General features: G+C 44.8%; 19 protein-coding genes. 18 read left to right on the top strand and 1 reads right to left on the bottom strand.

Going from position 1 to position 19,944, the window contains the following annotated elements; translation table 11 throughout:
• Window positions 1-293 precede the first annotated feature (293 nt).
• The 15 genes from NSQ91_RS31720 to NSQ91_RS31650 all read left to right on the top strand — a co-directional run bounded on the left by NSQ91_RS31720 (window position 294) and on the right by NSQ91_RS31650 (window position 17,051).
• Window positions 294-1,319 carry an LCP family protein gene (locus tag NSQ91_RS31720; RefSeq protein WP_076099795.1) on the top strand — a complete coding sequence of 342 codons (1,026 nt, stop codon included), beginning with the start codon at window positions 294-296 and terminating at the stop codon, window positions 1,317-1,319.
• 194 nt (window positions 1,320-1,513) lie between these two features.
• The gene (locus NSQ91_RS31715; protein WP_036677795.1) at window positions 1,514-1,939 is read left to right on the top strand and encodes a CBS domain-containing protein; all 426 of its coding nucleotides are present in this window, start codon (window positions 1,514-1,516) and stop codon (window positions 1,937-1,939) included.
• Between the two features lie 223 nt (window positions 1,940-2,162).
• Window positions 2,163-2,465, top strand: a complete 303-nt coding sequence (locus NSQ91_RS31710) for a MazG-like family protein (protein WP_170914153.1) — start codon at window positions 2,163-2,165, stop codon at window positions 2,463-2,465.
• A gap of 6 nt (window positions 2,466-2,471) precedes the next feature.
• Window positions 2,472-3,389, top strand: a complete 918-nt coding sequence (locus NSQ91_RS31705; RefSeq protein WP_076124314.1) for a DUF2232 domain-containing protein — start codon at window positions 2,472-2,474, stop codon at window positions 3,387-3,389.
• An 11-nt stretch (window positions 3,390-3,400) separates the two neighbouring features.
• Window positions 3,401-5,407 carry a DHH family phosphoesterase gene (locus NSQ91_RS31700; RefSeq protein ID WP_076124313.1) on the top strand — a complete coding sequence of 669 codons (2,007 nt, stop codon included), beginning with the start codon at window positions 3,401-3,403 and terminating at the stop codon, window positions 5,405-5,407.
• A complete protein-coding gene (rplI, locus tag NSQ91_RS31695) occupies window positions 5,404-5,850 on the top strand; it encodes a 50S ribosomal protein L9 (RefSeq protein WP_036677804.1) in 447 nt (148 codons plus the stop codon). Before NSQ91_RS31700 ends, rplI begins: the two co-directional genes overlap by 4 nt.
• A 1-nt stretch (window position 5,851) precedes the next feature.
• Entirely contained in the window at window positions 5,852-7,213 is a 1,362-nt protein-coding gene (gene dnaB, locus NSQ91_RS31690; RefSeq protein WP_036677807.1) for a replicative DNA helicase, read from the top strand.
• Between the two features lie 211 nt (window positions 7,214-7,424).
• Window positions 7,425-8,711 carry an adenylosuccinate synthase gene (locus tag NSQ91_RS31685; RefSeq protein WP_076105178.1) on the top strand — a complete coding sequence of 429 codons (1,287 nt, stop codon included), beginning with the start codon at window positions 7,425-7,427 and terminating at the stop codon, window positions 8,709-8,711.
• A gap of 190 nt (window positions 8,712-8,901) precedes the next feature.
• Window positions 8,902-9,546 (top strand): hypothetical protein, encoded by a 645-nt coding sequence (locus NSQ91_RS31680; RefSeq protein WP_076132908.1) that lies wholly within the window; start codon window positions 8,902-8,904, stop codon window positions 9,544-9,546.
• A 316-nt stretch (window positions 9,547-9,862) separates the two neighbouring features.
• A complete protein-coding gene (locus tag NSQ91_RS31675; RefSeq protein WP_076278206.1) occupies window positions 9,863-11,410 on the top strand; it encodes a M23 family metallopeptidase in 1,548 nt (515 codons plus the stop codon).
• A gap of 191 nt (window positions 11,411-11,601) precedes the next feature.
• Window positions 11,602-12,333, top strand: coding sequence for a response regulator YycF (gene yycF / locus NSQ91_RS31670; RefSeq protein ID WP_076124308.1), 732 nt, complete (start codon window positions 11,602-11,604; stop codon window positions 12,331-12,333).
• Window positions 12,333-14,162, top strand: coding sequence for a cell wall metabolism sensor histidine kinase WalK (gene walK / locus NSQ91_RS31665; protein ID WP_036677817.1), 1,830 nt, complete (start codon window positions 12,333-12,335; stop codon window positions 14,160-14,162). The genes yycF and walK overlap by 1 nt, the downstream gene beginning before the upstream one ends.
• The gene (locus NSQ91_RS31660) at window positions 14,159-15,451 is read left to right on the top strand and encodes a YycH family regulatory protein (protein ID WP_076124306.1); all 1,293 of its coding nucleotides are present in this window, start codon (window positions 14,159-14,161) and stop codon (window positions 15,449-15,451) included. Before walK ends, NSQ91_RS31660 begins: the two co-directional genes overlap by 4 nt.
• 38 nt (window positions 15,452-15,489) lie before the next feature.
• Window positions 15,490-16,230, top strand: coding sequence for a two-component system regulatory protein YycI (gene yycI, locus NSQ91_RS31655; protein WP_036677823.1), 741 nt, complete (start codon window positions 15,490-15,492; stop codon window positions 16,228-16,230).
• 14 nt (window positions 16,231-16,244) lie between these two features.
• Window positions 16,245-17,051: an MBL fold metallo-hydrolase gene (locus NSQ91_RS31650; RefSeq protein WP_036677825.1), complete on the top strand. Its 807-nt coding sequence runs from the start codon at window positions 16,245-16,247 to the stop codon at window positions 17,049-17,051.
• Here the strand turns inward: NSQ91_RS31650 and NSQ91_RS31645 are convergent.
• Window positions 17,020-17,226: a hypothetical protein gene (locus NSQ91_RS31645; protein ID WP_036677826.1), complete on the bottom strand. Its 207-nt coding sequence runs from the start codon at window positions 17,224-17,226 to the stop codon at window positions 17,020-17,022. The two genes, NSQ91_RS31650 and NSQ91_RS31645, sit on opposite strands and share 32 nt — an antisense overlap.
• Before the next feature lie 388 nt (window positions 17,227-17,614).
• Between NSQ91_RS31645 and NSQ91_RS31640 the strand changes: the two genes are divergently transcribed.
• The 3 genes from NSQ91_RS31640 (at window position 17,615) to NSQ91_RS31630 (ending at window position 19,803) form a co-directional block, all read left to right on the top strand.
• Window positions 17,615-18,862, top strand: coding sequence for a S1C family serine protease (locus NSQ91_RS31640; protein WP_076124305.1), 1,248 nt, complete (start codon window positions 17,615-17,617; stop codon window positions 18,860-18,862).
• A gap of 419 nt (window positions 18,863-19,281) precedes the next feature.
• The gene (locus NSQ91_RS31635; protein ID WP_019914582.1) at window positions 19,282-19,482 is read left to right on the top strand and encodes a cold-shock protein; all 201 of its coding nucleotides are present in this window, start codon (window positions 19,282-19,284) and stop codon (window positions 19,480-19,482) included.
• Between the two features lie 93 nt (window positions 19,483-19,575).
• Complete coding sequence (locus NSQ91_RS31630) at window positions 19,576-19,803, top strand: cold-shock protein (protein ID WP_036677829.1); 228 nt, start codon at window positions 19,576-19,578, stop codon at window positions 19,801-19,803.
• Window positions 19,804-19,944 lie beyond the last annotated feature (141 nt).

Below are 19,944 nucleotides of genomic sequence, written 5' to 3'. Positions count from 1 at the left end.
TTGGTATGGTGCTTTTTCCCTATTCATGTCGGTATTTGTTGTTTCTTTTTATCCATTTAGTGATTACAATAGAAATATTGTTTTATCCCATATTATTTTAGAAACGCAAAAAAACTTTTTTCTATAATTTAGAATGACCCGAATTTCCTGAAAGGGGGGACAATAAGATAATGGAATAAGGGACAGTAAATTCGCCGCCGAGAGAAATAAAACCATGACTGCCTGAGAACGTTCAGGAGGCATTGTAAATATATGGTATGTGTAATTATTCTACAATAAAGAAGGAATCAAAGATGAAAAAAATAAAGAAAAGATACATTGCGCTAATTGTTCTCGTCGTTGTTATAGCGGGAGGCTTTCTGTTTCGGAATTCTTTGGCCGTATTAGCCTTTGACCTCTTTTTGTCCGATCGGGTAGAAAGCAAGCTGAAAGAAGAATCTTACCAGCCACTTAAGGATGAGAATAAGGTTAAGCCAGAGCCGGTTGTATACAAAAGCGATCCATTCTCGCTGATGCTGCTCGGGACTGATCAACGCGACAATGAAACCGCACGTTCAGACACTATGATGTATGCTGTTGTTCGCCCTGAGGATTACAAAATTCTGCTTATTTCTATTCCACGTGATACGTATACCGAGATTATTGGGCATAACGATAATAAAAAAGATAAGATTACCCATGCTTATGCTTTTGGTGGGCAGCAAATGGCTAAGGATACTCTGGAAGCACTGCTGGAGCATGATATTCAGTATTATGCCACCATTAACTTTCAAGGGCTCAAGGATGCCGTTGATGCTATTGGAGGCGTTCCGCTGCCAATCAAGAAGGACATTGTAAACAAGGGTAAGGACCATGAAAAGTTTACGATCGAGGGTGGAAAGTCGAATTATAACGGTCAAGAAGCACTCAACTATACACGCTACCGTGAAGATAGTGACTTTAACCGGACCAAACGCCAACAGGTTTTTATTGATGTCGTAGCTAATAAAATGTTATCGATCAGCCAAATCGGCAATATTCCTAAGCTGCTGGATATTATGGGCGATAATTTCAAGACCGATATTGAGCCTTCAATGATTATTAGTCTGGCCAAGAAATTTATGGGCGGCAAAGATATGGATATCTCAAGCTTTACGGTAATGGGCGAAGGAAAACGTATTGACGGACTTTATTATGATATCGTTGATGAAGAGGACTTGCGCGAAGCTAAGGCGCTGATTGATAATTGGATGAATGCAGGAACACCTGTAGATCAACTGATTGAGCCGGGAAAAGCAAGTAATGCACTCGAGCCCAAAGCAACAGCAGTTACGCAGTAATTCTAATTGGAAAGCTAAACTCATATAAATAAATTGCAGCAGCCATAAACATTCTCATGGCTGCTGCTTACTGTCTTCATGTTATAATGAGTTGGAACTATTATTTAGCTGCTACGTATAATCACATTGGCATGGCAGTAAAAGGAAGTTAAAGAACCGTAATTCCTTCGGAACTCTTTGAGGAGGATCAAGAGATGAATATTGCATTTTTTTTACTTCCGAAACAGGAGGTGGCCTGCGTAACGCTCGATTCTACGCTGCGCCAAACGCTTGAGAGGATGGAGTTTCACCGCTATACAGCAGTCCCGATTCTTAACCGTAATGGAGAGTATGCCGGCACGGTAACGGAAGGTGATCTGCTCTGGTACATGAAAGAGTCGGAGGGTAAGGTTTCGTTTGAGAACGCTTCAAAATTTTTGCTGAAGGACGTTCCATTACGTATGAATAACAAGCCGGTCTCAATTGATGCGGATATGGAAGATCTAATTAATTTGGCTAAGGTGCAGAACTTTGTACCTGTGGTCGATGATATGAACCGGTTTATTGGAATTGTTCGCCGGAGTCAAGTCATAGAATATTGCGAGAAATTTGTAACAAGACAATCACAGGAATCATTATAGTCCCAGTGTATTCGCGGTTATAGAAGCTATCGGAACAAGGCCTGTATTTCCGGCGATAACGGAATGCGGGTCTTTTTTAAAGAAAGCTCCTCTCCCAAAAGAGGCATAGTCAGCATGGATTGAAGCATACTTAAGGGGCGCGGGGCGTCCAGTGTGACACCGAATTTTTTATGCTATAATGGAGAATAAAGCTTTTTGCCGGAGGTAGAGAGACGTGTCCAATGTGCCGAAGGATCTGGATGTAGCCAAGCGCGCCAAGGTAATTGAATGGCTGAAAACCGAAGTGATTGATCAAGTTTCAAGGTTATTTAAAGCGTTATGGGAAGGCAGTACTACCCGTGTCGGTGACAGTCTGGCTAGCTTGATTATGAGCTCTTATATTTTGGGCCGCAGACTAGGGATTCCTTATCGTTCTTTAGATGACTTGCTACTGGAGAAGCTTAGAAAGCACAAGCAGGAAGGGCATCAACTGGAAGATTGGTACCAAGATATATCTGCTTTAGAAGAACATATGCGTAAGAGGTGAATACTGTTGAAATTTCGCTGGTCATCTGTGGCTTGGAGCGTAGCATACTTACTTTTGCTGCTTAGTTTAACGACTCCACTCCTCATCATCACTACCCTTTTTATGATTGTTCCGGCAGTAGTGTTGTTTACTACCCTGAACACGAGACAATTTGTGCTGCATGTATTGCCGGTGTTGCTGATTGTAGGCTTGATTACACCAATTTATCTGTTGATAGCTGCGTATTTCTTAATACCGGCTCTGGTTATGGGGCGCTGGTATAAAAGACATGCCCCGGCCATGTCTACCGTGATCGCAGGTACGGTTACGATTCTTGCACAGTTCCTGCTGCTTTTGCTGCTGGGTACGGCATTATTTAATTTTGACCTGTCTACCTATGTGAACGATGTATTGCAAATGGTTAATTCACCTCTGTCTGAGCTCGGAACTACCAATCCTCTGCTCACTGATATTGGATTTTCAACTGAGGACGTAAACAAGATAAGTCATATGACGGTTCAAATGATCCCTATGACTCTAATCGTAAGCTCCTTCATGATTGCTGTGATTACGCATTCTATTGCCCGCCCGATTCTGAACAGTATGAATTATGCAGTACCTAAGATGAAGCCTGCACGTGAATGGAGACTTTCGAGATCGTTTATTTGGTACTATCTGATTGGTGTTGTTCTACAGCTCTTCTTCTCAGGGTCGGAGAACAATTTCATCCTCATGATTTCTGCCAATCTTCTGCCACTGCTGCGAATTGGCTTTATGATTCAGGCCATCGGATTTTTCTTCTTCCTGGCGCATGAACGCAAATGGAACAAGATGTCTGCCGTTTTGTTAGCGATACCGGTTATTTTACTGCCGCCGCTGCGCATTATTGGTATTATTGATCTTGCGTTCCCACTGCGGGAGTATGTGACCAAATCGAAACGATAGGGTGAGAGTTCATGCCTAAATTTCTGCAAAGACGCTGGCACGGCTATCATACCGTATGGGCGTTCATGCTGCTGTTGGTCCTTATTATAATTGTCAGTGTTTATAACTGGGCGCTTGGGGTCGCCGGCCTGTTTCTCTCAGGTACTTTATGCTTCTATATGTTGAAAGCGGAGATCTCGTTCCGCCGTAATCTGGTGGAATATATTAATGGGCTATCTTTCCGCATTAAGCGGGTAGAGGGCGAAGCAGTCAGCATGCTGCCGCTTGGAATCATTCTGTTTAGCGAGGATCGAACGGTGGAATGGAATAACCGCTATGCCGGCGATATTTTCGCACGCAAGTCTTTAGTTGGGGAATCACTGCAAGAATTATTGCCTGATATGCAGTCTTTTTTCACAGGTGCTGCAGCGGGTAAGCGGGAGGTCGCCAAAGAAGGTGTGCTCCATGACACCCGTCTTGAGATCACCGTGGATGAACGATTTTATCAAGCTGTCATTATTCCGAGTGAGCGTATTCTTTACTTGTATGATATCACTGAGCTTGTGGTGTTACGTGAGCGGTATGAGGATGAGAAGCTGGCGATCGGCATAGTGATGATGGATAACCTGGATGAATCTGCTCAAGGGATGGATGATCAACAGCGAACCTCGCTGATTGCTAAGGTGACGAGTGAAATCACTGAATGGAGTAAGCAGTTTGAGGTTTATCTGCGGCGGTTGTCCTCGGAACGTTATCTAATGCTGCTTAATCATCGTAGCCTGCAAGCGTTGGAAGAGAGCCGCTTCGTGATTCTAGATGAAGTCAGAGAAATGACTGCTGATCTTAAGGTACCCATGACACTGAGTATTGGTCTGGCCTTTGGCGCAGACTCTGCAAGTGAATTAGGGGCATTGGCCCAATCCAGTCTAGATATGGCGCTTGGCCGAGGTGGTGATCAGGCGGCTGTAAAAGCAGGCCAACGGTTATCCTTCTACGGTGGCAAGAGTAATGCTGCTGAGAAGCGTACCCGAGTGCGGGCGCGGGTCATTGCGCATGCTTTGCGGGATCTGATGCAGGAGAGCGATCGTGTGCTGATCCTCGGTCATCGGACACCGGATATCGACGCTGTGGGTGCTGCAATCGGCCTGTTAAGGGCTGCGCAGATGTATAATGTAGAGGCTAGCATTGTGATGGAGACTCCTAATCCATCGATAACTAACATGATGGAGCAGATTCGTAAGGACGATGAATTGTATAAGTCATTCATCACAACGGAGCAATCCCTACAGATCATGACAGAGCATACCCTGCTAATTGTTGTGGATACACATAAGGCGTCTATGACGATGGAGCCGCGGTTAGTGCAATATGCCAGCAGAATTGTAGTGGTGGATCATCACCGCAGAGGTGAAGAGTTCATTAACGATGCTGTATTGGTGTATTTGGAGCCATACGCTTCATCGACTTGTGAGCTGGTGACAGAGCTGCTTCAGTATATTCATGAGAAGGTAAAGATCAGTCCGCTTGATGCTACAATGTTGTTAGCGGGGATCACGGTGGATACGAAGCATTTTGCGCTTCATACGGGGTCGCGTACCTTTGAGGCCGCAGGCTTCCTGCGCCGGAATGGTGCCGATACCGTACTTATTCAGCGCATGCTCAAGGAGGATTTACAGGAGTATATTTCCAAAGCCGAAATTATCAAACATGCGCGGATGGTGTATGACCAAATCGCGCTTGTAGTTACGGCACCAGGCATGAAAATTCCGCAGCTTCTTATTGCTCAGACTGCGGACACGCTGCTTGGGATGACCAACGTAGTTGCTTCATTCGTCATCAGCGAGCGGCCTGACGGCCTGATTGGCATTAGTGCCCGATCACTAGGACGTATGAATGTACAGGTCGTGATGGAGAAATTAGGCGGCGGAGGGCATCTGTCCAATGCCGCGGTACAGCTTGAAGGAACATGTAAAGAAGCAGAAGCCAGATTACTGCAGGTGCTGGCTGAAATCGAATCGAAAGAGGGGTTATTCGAATGAAGGTCATATTCATAAAAGATGTTAAGGGTCAAGGTAAAAAAGGTCAGGTTAAAGAGGTATCCGAAGGTTATGCTTCTAACTTCTTATTGCCACGTGGATTGGTTCGTCCGGCAACGGAAGGTAACGTGAAGACGCTGGAGAATCAAGCGGCTGCTGAACAACGCCGTAAAGATAACGAAAAAGAAGAAGCACAGCAATTGGGTAAGAAGCTTGACGAGCTAACACTGACAATGAAAGCAAAATCAGGTGAAGGCGGACGTTTATTCGGTGCTATTACAAGCAAACAGATTGCTGAGACACTGGCTTCCACCAAAGGAATTACTATTGATAAGCGCAAGATTGAATTAGGTGAGCCAATTCGCCATATAGGAGTATTTCAAGTAAGCGTAAAATTGCATACTGAAGTAAAGGCCACACTTAAGGTTGAGGTAACGGAGGAGTAACATGGGTGGAGATCTCTTTTTCGATCGGGTTCCCCCGCAGAATCTTGAAGCCGAGCAGGCGGTAATTGGTGCGGTTCTGTTGCAGGATGAAGCGCTCATTACTGCAATGGAACGGGTGAATACCGAAGACTTCTACGATAAAGCGCATCAAATGATTTTTGAGGCGATGGTGCAGCTCGGAGAAGAGAGCCAGCCGATTGATCTTGTTACACTTACGTCCAGACTGCAGGACAAAGGAGAGCTTGAAGATATTGGTGGGGTTAGCTACTTAGCTAAGCTGGCGCATGCCGTGCCTACTGCTGCTAACGTAGAATACTACGCCCAGATTATCGAAGAGAAAGCCATGCTGCGCCGTTTGATTCGCACAGCCACGCAAATTGTGAGCGAAGGTTATACTGGCGGTGAAGATGTAGCCGATATGCTGAGTGATGCAGAGCGGCGCATTCTTGAAATCTCCAACCGGCGGAGCGGCAGTGGATTTATTGCGATCCGCGATGTCTTGATGGAAGTGTTCGACAAGGTTGAGTTGCTTCATCAAAATAAGGGGGGTACCTCAGGTATCCCAACCGGATTTGTGGATTTAGATCATATGACTAACGGATTCCAACGTAACGATCTGATCATTGTTGCGGCTCGTCCATCTGTTGGTAAGACTGCATTCGCCCTGAATATTGCACAGAACGTGGCAGTACGCGCTAAAGAAACTGTTGCGATATTCAGTCTGGAAATGTCAGCGCCACAGCTGGTACAGCGGATGATTTGTGCTGAAGCCAACTTAGATGCCAATATTATGCGTACCGGTGACTTCAAGAGTGATGATGATTGGTCCAAGCTGACGATGGGTATTCAGTCTCTATCTGAAGCGGAGATTTATATCGACGATACACCAGGTATCACGGTAACCGATATTCGTGCAAAGTGCCGGAGACTGAAGAAGGAAAAAGGACTTGGCATGATCGTCATCGACTACTTGCAGCTCATTCAGGGCCGCGGTAAAGGCGGAGAGAACCGTCAGCAAGAAGTATCGGATATATCTCGTACACTGAAGCAGATTGCCCGTGAGCTAGATGTGCCGGTTATTGCCCTGTCGCAGTTAAGCCGGGGTGTAGAGCAGCGCCAGGATAAACGTCCAATGATGAGTGACTTGCGTGAATCGGGTTCTATCGAGCAGGATGCCGATATTGTTGCGTTTCTGTATCGTGATGATTATTACAATGCGGATACGGAGAAGAAGAATATTATTGAGATCATTATAGCTAAACAGCGTAATGGTCCCGTAGGCACGGTAGAACTGGTCTTTCTTAAAAATTTCAACAAGTTCGTTAACTACGAGCGAGCACATGCGGAACCATTTGCTGGTTAAACCTGACATGTATAATTCCCGAACGATTGCACATTTCTTTGTGTAATCGTTCGTTTTATTTGACTTTGAAAAAAACCGCTGTTACACTGAGAATTGTCCTTTAGCGGGTTAAATCTGCTTGGCGTCCGGAGGGCCACGTACATAAGAATGACGTATAGGGTCCATATTATGAAAAATAATGGTGCTAAGTAGCACCTACGGAGGAATGAACATGTCAACGGTAGTCGTCGTGGGAACACAATGGGGAGACGAAGGTAAAGGGAAAATCACTGACTTTCTAGCGGAAAGTGCAGATGTGGTCGCCCGTTATCAAGGGGGCAATAATGCCGGTCACACGATTCTGATTGACGGTGAGAAGTTTAAGCTCAGCTTGATCCCTTCGGGTGTATTTTATAAAGAGAAAACTTGTGTAATTGGTAACGGAATGGTTATTAATCCGGCTGCCTTGATCCAAGAAATTAATTATATTCATGAGAACGGTTTTGATACTAAGAACTTAGTGATCAGTGATCGTGCTCATGTCATTATGCCATACCATATGGTGCTGGATGCTCTCGAAGAAGACCGTAAGGGTCCGAACAAGATTGGTACTACACGTAAAGGTATCGGTCCTTGTTATATGGATAAGGCAGCACGCAACGGTATCCGTATTGCTGACTTGATGGACGCTGAGGAATTCGAACTGAGACTCCGCCCCTTGATGCAAGAGAAGAACCAAGTGATTACGCAGGTCTATGGTGCTGAAGCTCTTAATGTAGAAGAGATTCTGACTCAATACCTGGAATATGCAGAAGTGCTGCGTAATTATGTAACAGACACCTCTGTTATTCTTAATGATGCCATTGATGCGGATCGCAAAGTGTTGTTTGAAGGTGCGCAAGGAGTAATGCTTGATATCGATCAAGGCACGTATCCGTTTGTTACTTCATCCAACCCATCTGCTGGTGGGGTGTGCATAGGTTCTGGTGTTGGACCGTCCAAAATCAAACAGGTTATTGGGGTTGCAAAAGCCTATACCACTCGTGTTGGAGATGGCCCGTTCCCTACAGAGCTGAATGATGCAACAGGTGATTATATCCGTGAAACAGGTCATGAATATGGCACAGTTACCGGACGTGCACGCCGTGTAGGCTGGTTCGACAGTGTAGTTGTGAGTCACGCTCGTCGTGTAAGTGGAATCACAGGGCTATCTCTTAACTCGCTGGATGTACTTAGCGGACTTGAGACTGTGAAGATCTGCACAGGCTACAAATACCGTGGTGAGGTAATTACTCATTACCCTGCTAGCCTCAAAATGCTGGCAGAATGTGAAGCGGTATATGAGGAACTTCCAGGCTGGAGCGAAGATATTACTTCTGCAAAAACGTTGGATGATCTTCCAGCAAATACACGCAGATATGTTGAACGTGTATCTGAGCTTACAGGTATTCCGATTGCTATCTTCTCAGTGGGTCGTAACCGTGAGCAGACGAATCAAGTATTGCCAATTTATATCTAAAATCTAGTTATAATAAGGAGCCCCGTTAGAGGCTCTTTTTTTTGTTCTGAGGACTATATCTCTCTCTTTTGGGGCCTAGATTTATACCTAGACGTTTCCCAAGGCCGGTTCTAGTCAATACTGGATGTATAGAAGAACATGTACATGATCTACCAGATAGACTTGAACACAGGTGAGAGGAGAAATGAAGATGAAGATCGTGAAGCGTGCACTTAGCGTATGTCTGATTGTGGTACTTGCCAGCACTCTTTCAATTCTAACAACGGGCGTGGTTGTAAATGCTTATATTCAGTCGGTACTGGCTAGCTTCGATATTAAAGTGAATACTCCCGGTCCGGGATTTGGAGGAATGATTCGGAGCATCATTGGCATGGATAACAAATCTGACTCGGATACAGCCAATAAAGAAGTAACCACAGGGAGTACAGTTAGCAAGGAGACCGACAAAAGCACGGATTCGCCAGCTAAAGGCAAGGGTGAGCCCGTAGATGATAATACTCCGACTGATGCCTTACCAGTTATGGGGCAAGTTACAACCGAAAGTTCAGCTGATAACGGAAGCGGAAGTGTTGGTGACCAACAATTAGTAATGACACCTGAGGCACTCAGTGACTTCAAAGATAATCTTCCATCGGAAGAGAAGGTAAATATATTCAATATTTTGATGTCCAAACTACCCCAGGATGAGATGGCAAAAATTTCAACAGCGATGGAGGATGGATTAACAGAAGATGAGGTTAAAGAGCTGCAACAGGTAATTGCAAAATATGTTGATGCAGACGAATATGAGAGCATAATGAAAATGCTTACACCAACTACAGAATCTACGCAATAGCATTTGTAATTGTCACTTTATAGACACAAGAAAAAGGTTAAAATTTCATATTTGCGCAAATAACCCGCGTATTTGGCGGGTTTTTTGTCATGTCTAAAGTTGAAATTTTTCTCTAAGCTATGGTACAGTAAACAAGGACCTCAAGAGGTTAATTTTTTGTAACCTCCTTAACAACCTTTTTATAGGTTCATTAGAAGCAGGAATTAAGCACTAGTATACGTAGAAATTTACATGGACGTAATCTATATAATCGAGGTCGTACAATTAGCTTGGCCGCTTTTGTCGGAAGTAAAAGCGGACTGAAAGGGAGAGTTTCATGAAGGGATTTAAGTTCATGCGTCGGATGAGCAAGCTGCAGGATGGACATCCAGCAGAATCCGAGGCGAATGTTCAACAGAGCCACAATTTCGATCACGACTCCAAACACTTTCAACAAGAGAAAGGTACTCGCAGATTTCGGCGTGCTTGGATTTTGGGATCTGTCGGCCTTGTGCTTCTAGCTACGGTGTTGGTTGGAGCAGAGAAAAAGTATGTAGCCGCTAACACGGTTACCTATTATCAAGTGTTGGTGAAGGGTGAAGAAGTCGGAAGACTTACCGATCAGACGCAGCTTAACCAGCTATACGATAAGAAACAACGAGAATATCAGGAGAAATATCCGAATTCAACCATGGTGCTGCAAACAGAGGGCATAACAATAGAAGAGCAGAAGGCATACAAGCCAGAAGTTGATAGTGAGGCGACACTTACTAAACTAGATGGAATGCTGAAAGCTTATGCGGTAGGCGTGCAATTGATGGTAGATGGCAAGGCCGTTGGCATAGTTAAGGATCAGGAAACTGCTAATGCTGTGCTCGAAGGGGTAAAAAATCATTATGTCCCACAAGCAGAAGTAGCAACGACGGCTAGTAAGCTAACAAGAACGGCTGCTTCCAGCTCATCTGCTGCAAAAGCGAAGGCTCCAGAGCAAGTAGAGTCGGTAGAGATTAGCGAGGATATTTCTATCGTTCCTATCAAAGCAGATCCTAATAAAGTGTTGGATGTGGAAGCGGCGGTCCAGACACTTACCGAAGGCAAAGAGGCGCCTCTTCTTTATACCGTTCAAGAGGGCGATACGATTTCGGGGATTGCCAAACGGTTTGAAATCACCCAAAAAGAGATTTATAGTAACAATCCTAACGTGAAAGAGCTGACGTTGAAGATTGGAGATACACTGAAGCTGAAGGTACCCCAACCAGATGTTACAGTAGTAACTGTGGAAAAAGTGACTGAGCAGATAGTGACTGAGCCGGAAGTGGTTGTGCGTTCGAGCGATCAGCTAGCGGCAGGCAAAAGTAAAGTGGTTCGCCCAGGGCAAACTGGACTTAAGGAAATGGAGTATCGGGTAACGAAGGAAAATGGTACGGTTGTCCAAGAAGAATGGTTAGGCCAGACCGTTATAAAAGCCTCGCTGCCAGAAGTTGTTTATCGGGGAACGAAGGTTGTTGGTGAAGGAACAGGCATGTTCAGTTGGCCGGTAAGCGGCGCAACCCTGACAAGTAGCTTCGGTGAGCGTTGGAGCCGTGCCCATAAGGGTATTGATATGGTATCTAGCAATCGGAATATAAAAGCTTCTGATGCCGGGACCGTAATCTTTGCAGGGGTGCAGAGTGGATACGGGAATGTAGTTATTGTGGACCATCGCAACGGATATCAAACCTATTATGGTCATTTAAAAAGTATCTCGGTTTCTACAGGCCAACGTTTGGAGCAGGGTGGCAAGATTGGCGTAATGGGCAGCACCGGACGTTCGACGGGTACACATCTGCATTTTGAGATTCGGAAGAATGGCACTGCTGTAAATCCAATGAAGTATTTGCAATAATTCATACTTAATCCTTTAACTGCTCGATTTTAATCGGGCGGTTTTTATTTTTTTTAATCTACGAGTGACGGCAAAGCCGGTTCTTTTTGCTGGGCAGGGGGATTGCTTATTTCGTAGGATGTGACGGTTAGACAGGTATGTTAAAATAAAGGAATGATCATTAAGTAAGGATAGGAAGGTGAAGCTGGGACATGCAGATGGGAACGATTCTGGTAGTAGATGATGAACAGCCTATTGCTGATATATTGAAATTTAATTTAGAAAAAGAAGGCTACGAGGTTATTTGTGCTTTTGATGGCAACAGTGCAGTGGAGCTGGCATTGTCCAAAAGGCCCGATCTTATGCTGCTTGATCTTATGCTGCCCGGCAAAGATGGCATGGACGTCTGCCGCGAGGTGCGTTCTGCGCACTTGGACATTCCTATCATTATGCTTACAGCCAAGGACGGAGAGATTGATAAGGTACTTGGCCTGGAGCTTGGTGCTGATGACTATGTGACCAAACCTTTTAGTACACGTGAATTGCTGGCCCGAGTTAAAGCCCAGATGCGGAGACAGCATAAACCGTCACCACAGGGGATGGCGAGTGAACCAGCAGAGAATAAGCAGGGCATTTATCATTTTGATCTGTTTATAGATACAGATATGTATATGGTCTATAAGGGCGGGGAGCCGCTTGACTTGACCCATCGTGAATATGAGCTGCTCTACTATATGATCAAACATGCCGGTAAGGTGATGACTCGGGAGCATTTGCTGCAGGCAGTGTGGGGATTTGAGTATTTCGGTGATGTGCGGACCGTTGATGTGACGATCCGTCGTCTAAGAGAGAAAATTGAGGAGAACCCCAGCAAGCCCGAATATATTTATACTCGGCGTGGACTTGGCTATTTGATGCATAGCCCTAAAAATGGAGGACTGTGATGAAGTGGCGGTCCTTTATCCGGACAATTCAGGCAAAACTTATTATTATTTACGTGTTGCTGATTCTGATAGCTATGCAGTTGATCGGGGTTTATTTTGTGAGCTCGATGAAGAACTCGTTAACAGATAATTTCACCAAGGACCTTAAAGCACGTGCTGAGATGTTGTCTATCCTGACTGCTGATAAATTTGGTAGTGAGGCTGGAACGGCTGATGAGGAAACGGCTGTGGAAAGTCTGCGCGGGATGGTCAATAATCTGTACATTAACGGGGCTGAAATTCAGGTACTGGATGCCAGCGGCAAAATCATCACCACTTCCGTTCCCTCGCAGAATGACTATGTCGGGCAGCGTAACACCCAGACAGTTGTGAATCGGGCCTTGCAGGGCATCAGTGATAACGAGGAATATATTATTGCGGATGATAATGTGCGGAAAAAGGTTGTGGCTAAGCCTGTGCTCTCGGGGGACAAGGTAGTGGGCGCAATCTATATTGCTGCTGACATGAAGGATCTATACGCCACGATGGGCCGGATCAATAGTGTATTTATCTCAGGTTTGCTGTTAGCTCTAGCGTTAACGGTTGTTTTATGCGTCATTCTGGCGCACACTATCACGCAGCCTATTAAGGAAATGACGAGGCATGCTACGGCGGTCGCTGAAGGCCGATTCAATCGTAAAATGCCCGTATTGGGCAATGATGAAATTGGACAACTCAGTCAGGCGTTCAATTATATGACCGGTAGATTGCGTGAGGCACTCTCGCAGAATGAAGAAGAGAAGGAGAAGCTTACCTCTATTCTGACGAACATGAGTGATGGTGTTGTGGCTACAGATGAGAACGGAGTAGTGATTCTGATGAATCGGCGGGCAGCATTGATGCTCGGAAATGAAGGTCCGTTGCCGGAAGGTGCTCCTCTAGATAAACTGTTGGGCTTAGATTACGAACAAAGCGGATCCCTGGCTAAAGGCAATGCCCAATCTGCAATGCTTCATCTGACCCATATGGGTGGAGAAGATTCTAATATCGTAAGAGTGACGTTTACTCCGATTCATCGTCGTGAGGGTGGCATTGCCGGCACAATTGCTGTGTTGCAGGATGTCACCGAACAGGAGAATCTGGAGGAATCACGCCGGGAGTTCGTGGCGAACGTTTCGCATGAGCTAAGAACACCACTTACCACTATTAAAAGCTATGTTGAAGCACTGGATGATGGAGCACTTGAAGATCCGCAGCTGGCGGTTCGGTTTGTTGGGGTGATTCGCAACGAAACGGAACGGATGATTCGTCTGGTTACGGATTTGCTGCATCTTTCCCGTCTGGATTCCAAGGAAGCTCTCCTTCGAATTCAGCAGACAGATATTACCGAGATGCTGGAGGATGTGGCGGATCGTTTTTCTTTTCAAATTCGGCAAAAGCGTATCGATATCAGTACAAGGGTCCGCAAAGATGTTACTACGGCGTGGCTTGATCGTGATCAAATCGACCAGGTCTTGGGGAATTTGGTCTCCAATGCGCTAAAATATACGCCAGAAGGCGGTACAATTGAATTGGAAGCGTTGAAGAATGAGGATGGAATGCTCTCCATTTCTGTACGTGATTCGGGGATAGGGATTCCGAAAAAAGATATCGAGCGGATCTTCGAACGATTTTATCGCGTGGATAAGGCACGTTCGCGGAACATGGGAGGCACTGGACTTGGCCTTTCCATTGCCCGGGAAATTGTGAAGGCACATGGAGGCTCCATTTCCCTGCAATCCGAGCTAAATGAAGGTTCAAAGGTAACCTTTACCCTGCCTTTGAACGAGCAAAGGGGGAGTGAGGCGTGAAGGAACGAATCAAATCATGCATTCTAGCCTTGCTCGTGCTCGGAAGCCTGGTTGAAAGCTATTATTTGATCTACCGCTTGCCTGGTGCTGATTCTGCGGTGCTTTCTGAGAACCTGTATGTGAAGACAGATAATATGGGTCCGGAAGAGAAGGTAGAGAACCTGTTATACCCTGACAAAATGATCATCCATATGGGGGAAGGCAAGCATACGCTTTTTTATCCGGACTCTACGTTCTATAGCTTGATCATGAATCGCTTAAAAGGTCGTGGCTTCGAAAGCTTTCAGCGGCACTCGGTACAGGATTATGATTGGGATAAGATCCGCAATGAGAATCCTGGGATTGAGCTTTCGTTCGGAGCGGGCATTCCGGTAACGTTATTGCAGCGGGTGATGCAGTTATCGCCAGATTCCCTTTTTGAAGGAGAAAGCATCGATCGCATTTGGATCTATAACATTAAGAACGATTCCAAGGCCCATGCTATTTTCTTCAGTACGAGAGGCGACATCATATACGAAGCGGCAAAAGCGGATTTAACGGTTCAGGATGTGCAGCAGCATGTTGATTTCGGTAAGAATTGGACGCCTTACAAGACCGTAAGCGGGGATTATTATGTGCCAGACAGTAAGATTTCTCTGGTTCAGGTAGACATGCCTTCCGGGATGTACACCATAGAGCAAATGCAGAGTAATCTTTTCTTCGATGTTGGAAGTACTAGATATATCCGGGAGAAAAACGGCTCGGAGATTTATACGGACAGCAAACGAAGCCTTCAGGTGGACCAGGGTAAGAACTGGATGAGCTATAGCGACCCTGCGGCTCTTCCAGCTGGAGAAAGTACCCCTGCCAAGGATGCTTTGGAAGCTGTAGAATTTGTGAACCAGCATGGCGGATGGAATGGGACTTACCGTTTGGAGGCTACAGAGGAAGGGAGACAGGAGAGAAAGGTCTCTTTTCAACAATATTATGGCTCCTATCCGTACGGCTCCTATCCGATAATGAGCCATTCATCATTACAGTATGGTGTAATAAATCTGGAACTGCAGCAGGGAACAGTATCCTCTTATGAACGTTCTCTAATCTATATAGATGAAAGTAAGGCCGTAAAAAAGGTAGTGGAGCTATCTGGAGGTGCGGATCTGGAGTATAGGTTGTCTCTGGTCAGTAAAACTTCGGCAGTGAAGGATTTAACGCCTGCTTATGTGCCTGAGGTGAAGGAAGATCATCTGGAGCTGATACCTGTCTGGAAAGTTACACTTAGTGATGGCAGCGTGCTTACTTTGAATTAATGGGCAAGTGGTTCATATAACATTTAGGAGGTTCGGGTATGGATTGGGGAAGAGCTAAAAATGTACTGATTTGCGCCTTTTTAGGTCTGAATCTGCTGCTATGTTACCAGCTGTGGGTCGATTTGCGCGATCAGGTTAGTGCTAATCTTGATTTTACTTCCCTGTCTGCTGAGACCCAAGCCGTAATGGAGCAGAAAGGGATTCGTGTATTGTGTCCCATTCCGGCCTCTACCCCGCAGCTTCCTAACATTACTTATCGTTATTCTGCTGAAGAGCAGACTGAACCACCAATTAAATTAGATGTACCTATAGACAGCAAGCTGATCTATTCTTCCTTCTCAGAGCTTAGCAAGGCACTTGAGGATAAGATTCCTGACATTTCCAATTATCGCTTTGATTCACAGGAAAGTGAGGTTGGAAAGTTTGTTCTTCATCCGCTGGTTCAAAATCAGTGGTCGTTGTTCCGTGTTAGGCTAGAGTTGATTAACAGTGATCAAAAAATCGTAGCTTACCGCTGGCCGAAGATTGAAATAGGGACAAGCAGCAGCGATAAAGAACAGAAGGTGCTTCCAGCATCGCAAGCACTTAGTAGTTTGATAGAGAAGTATTTCCCGGCAGATTCCGTAGTGAAGGAGATTGAGCTGGGGTATTACGGTGAGCTGTTCAACTCGGAAAGTCAGGTAGCTTCGCCGATGTGGCGGTTTATGCTGGAGAACGGCAATGCCTATTATGTGGATGCTATTAGTGCGGACATCATCAGTCCTAAGACAACAGAGTAGAAGGAGTAAGGAAAATGGGGATTTCATTTACAGTACTGTCCAGTGGGTCTACCGGCAATGTAACGGTGGTACGAAACGGGGAGACAACACTTATGATTGACGCAGGTTTTAGTGCCAAGCGGATCGATGAGCTGTTGGCCATGCGTGAACTAACGGGTAATGATATAGACGGGATTCTAGTTACACACGAACATTCCGATCATATCAAGGGACTCGGGGCCATGGCCCGTAAATACGATCTTCCGATTTATGCGAACACCAATACCTGGGGAGCTATCGAGAAGGGAATTGGTAAAATACCGGAGTATAACCGTATGATCATGGAGTCTGGCCAGCACAAGGATTTCGGCAGTATGCGAGTAGAATCCTTTGCGATTTCTCATGATGCGGCGGAGCCAGTGGGTTACAATTTTTATGATGGAAAAGAGAAGTTATGTGTAGCTACAGACCTGGGCTATGTTAGTGATAAGGTAAGAGATGCAATTTCAGATGCAGATGTATTGGTGCTGGAGGCAAATCATGATATCGAATTGCTGAGAATGGGACGTTATCCGTGGAATACGAAACGGCGCATCCTAGGCGACATGGGTCACCTTTCCAATGAGGCAGCTGGAGCTGCGCTTAGCGAAATTCTTACAGGGCGGACCAAACGGACCTATTTGGCGCATTTAAGCCGGGATCACAATATGATGGATTTGGCAAAAATGTCGGTACGCGGCGCAATGGAGGATCGGGGCTGTTTTTTCAAAGATAGTGAGTTCAGACTGTGTGATACGTATTATGATCAACCTACGCCATGGGATAAGCTGAGCCAGTCATAAGCTGATCAAGTTCAGCGGTCTTGCGATCTAATTCTTGGCGGGAGATTAGGCCTTTTTCAATCATCAATTCGATCATTGCGCTAAAGGCAAGGGTCATGTGGTAGTGTTCATCCTTTAAGTCACCAAGCTTACCGATAAACTCGACTAAATCCATACTTGTTGAAAAAGAACTCATAATTAATCCTCCTTTAATAGTGTGAATATATAGTGTAATTAGAACTGAAAACTGTAAAAAATTCGCAGGTGTTTTAGCTGAGGAAAATCCCGAATTGCAGGTTGCCTGTGATACAATTAAAAGCGTGATGAGCAAAGCTAAAATTTTAGGGACACTTCTATTTTATTGTAGTCTTTTAAGTTGCAAAATATTCCTAATAGAGAAGATATATTAAAAGATTATCATAATCTAACGATTGATCGAAACTCTTGTGGGGTTAATGGATAAAGTGAAACTTTTTAGTGATATTTGGAGTCTAATGGTTACAGAGGTTTGGTTCGGACGTGGTTGCTATAGGTTCAGGTCTTACCAACAGTGAACGCTTGGCAATAGAAGGGGGAGATTTTCGGTGGGATTGTTTGATGATGATTTCTATTCAACTAAAGTTTCGCGGTCCAGAGGGGATGAAGCATCAAAGGGATCGTTTGCTAATCGTAGACATTCTGTACGCAGATCGCGTAAGGGTTTATCTACTTGGCAAATATCCGCCGTTTGCTCCTTAGTCAGCGCTGTGGTGGCAGTTTTGTTATTCAGTATGTTTACAGGCCAGATGAGTCATGAGACTGCTCAGAAGCCGGTTGTAGCAACTGGAAATGTTGCCCCAAGCAGTAGTGATCCATTTGACCGGATTATTCAAGCTGCTGCCACGGTTCGCCCTGCAGTAGTAAGTATTATCAATCATAAAGAAGATAATGAAGAATTAAACATTCTGGATGAGTCTGCACTAGGCTCAGGAGTGATCTATAAAAAGACAGGGAATAAAGCATTTATCATTACCAATAATCATGTCATTGAAGACTCCGGTAATCTCGAAGTAGTTACAGTGAACGGAGAGACTCGTAAGGCAACACTCGTTGGAACGGATAAAGTAAGCGACATTGCGGTACTCTCTATTGATGCCAAAGGAATCGATACCATCGCGCAGCTCGGTGATTCCTCTAAGCTTCGTCTAGGTGAAACGGTCATTGCTATCGGTAATCCGCTAGGACTTGGTGATACATTGACCTCGGGGATTGTTAGCTATACTGAACGGATGGTCCCCGTATCCCTTAATCAGGATGGAGTATATGACTGGGAACAAGAAGTGATACAGACCGATGCGGCGATTAATGAAGGAAACAGTGGCGGCGCATTAGTGGATCTGGATGGTAAGGTCATTGGAATTAACACAATGAAGATTTCAGATACGGGTGTAGAGGGTCTGGGTTTTGCAATTCCTGCGAATCATGTGATAGATATCGCTAATGAGCTGGCTGAAAAAGGACATATTGCCCGTTCGTACTTGGGTGTATATTCAGTTGATTTGAACAATCCGTACGTTCCACTAGCAGAAGATCAACGCAATGAATTGAACCTGCCGAACAGTGTTAAGGATGGAGTAGTTGTTCTAGAAGCCGTTGGCCCTGCGAAGGAAGCTGGACTGCAATTCAATGATGTCATTACCAAATTTAATGATCAATCAATCATATCTACCCTTTCTCTTCGCAAGTACTTATATAATCATACGAAGATCGGTGATGATCTGAAAATTACTTATTATCGAAACGGCGAGGCCAAACAGGCAACAGTTAAACTTCTTGAAAAACCACAGGAATAATATGCTGGAAGTCGGTATATAATGATATAGCAGTTACGACAAGTAGAGCGGACTACCCCTTCGATTCCGAGGGGGTACCTTCTTGAAAAAACGGATGAAAGTAACGTTTTTGGAAAAGCTATTTTTCTAAAACCATGATAATTATGCCAGAAAAAGGATCTATTTAGGGAATAAACACTAAGTGGCAGCCCTTACATTGGAAGGTAATACTTATTAGGGCAAAACCGGATATATTCGGATGCTTGCTTGCCTTTGCTAATCAGGTGTGGTAATATGATATCAATCATACATTTAGTCCCTAATTCTCGCATTGAAAAGGGCTGTCATATTTGGTAATACAACCTTTTTCAATGTGTGAATTTTTTCTTTGTTTGAAGATAAAAAGAACATATTAATTTAAATTTGTGGAGGTAACACACATGCAAACAGGTACAGTTAAATGGTTCAACGCAGAAAAAGGATTCGGATTTATCGAAGTTGAAGGCGGAAGCGACGTATTCGTTCACTTCAGCGCAATCACTGGCGACGGCTTCAAAACTTTGGACGAAGGCCAACGCGTTGAATTCAACGTTGTTCAAGGCAACCGTGGACCACAAGCCGAAAACGTTGTAAAACTGTAATAATAGAAGAAACCGTCCCAGCTTGTGAAAGTTGGGACGGTCTTTTTATATCTAGTTACTCACTATTTGACTTACAGGATGGGAGGAACGGCAATGAACTACCGGAAGAAACCTTTGGAAGAAATACCGGAAGAAAATACCGCAATTTGGGCATGTACCAATGAGGGATGCAACGGATGGATGAGGGATAATTTCGCATTTGAACATGCGCCTTCTTGCCGTCTATGTGACTCTCCAATGGTTCGCAGCACGAAGATGCTACCCCAATTGCTTAATTCGAATGGCGATCTCAAATCGCTGAAGAAGGGTATTTCCATCTAACCAATACCTAAATGAGTCAAGCATTTAATAGAACGACGAACCACTCAAGACGGGTAAACCGTCTTATTTTTTTTGCTTTCTTTATGCTAAATTGTGATCTTTGTCACAAATCATTTGAATTTCACCGTTAAATGACTATCT

The organism is Paenibacillus sp. FSL R7-0048, assembly GCF_038004505.1.
Taxonomy (GTDB): domain Bacteria; phylum Bacillota; class Bacilli; order Paenibacillales; family Paenibacillaceae; genus Paenibacillus_AQ; species Paenibacillus_AQ odorifer.
The sequence above is the reverse complement of the archived record's forward strand: the minus strand, read 5'-3'. Positions and strand labels throughout refer to the sequence as shown.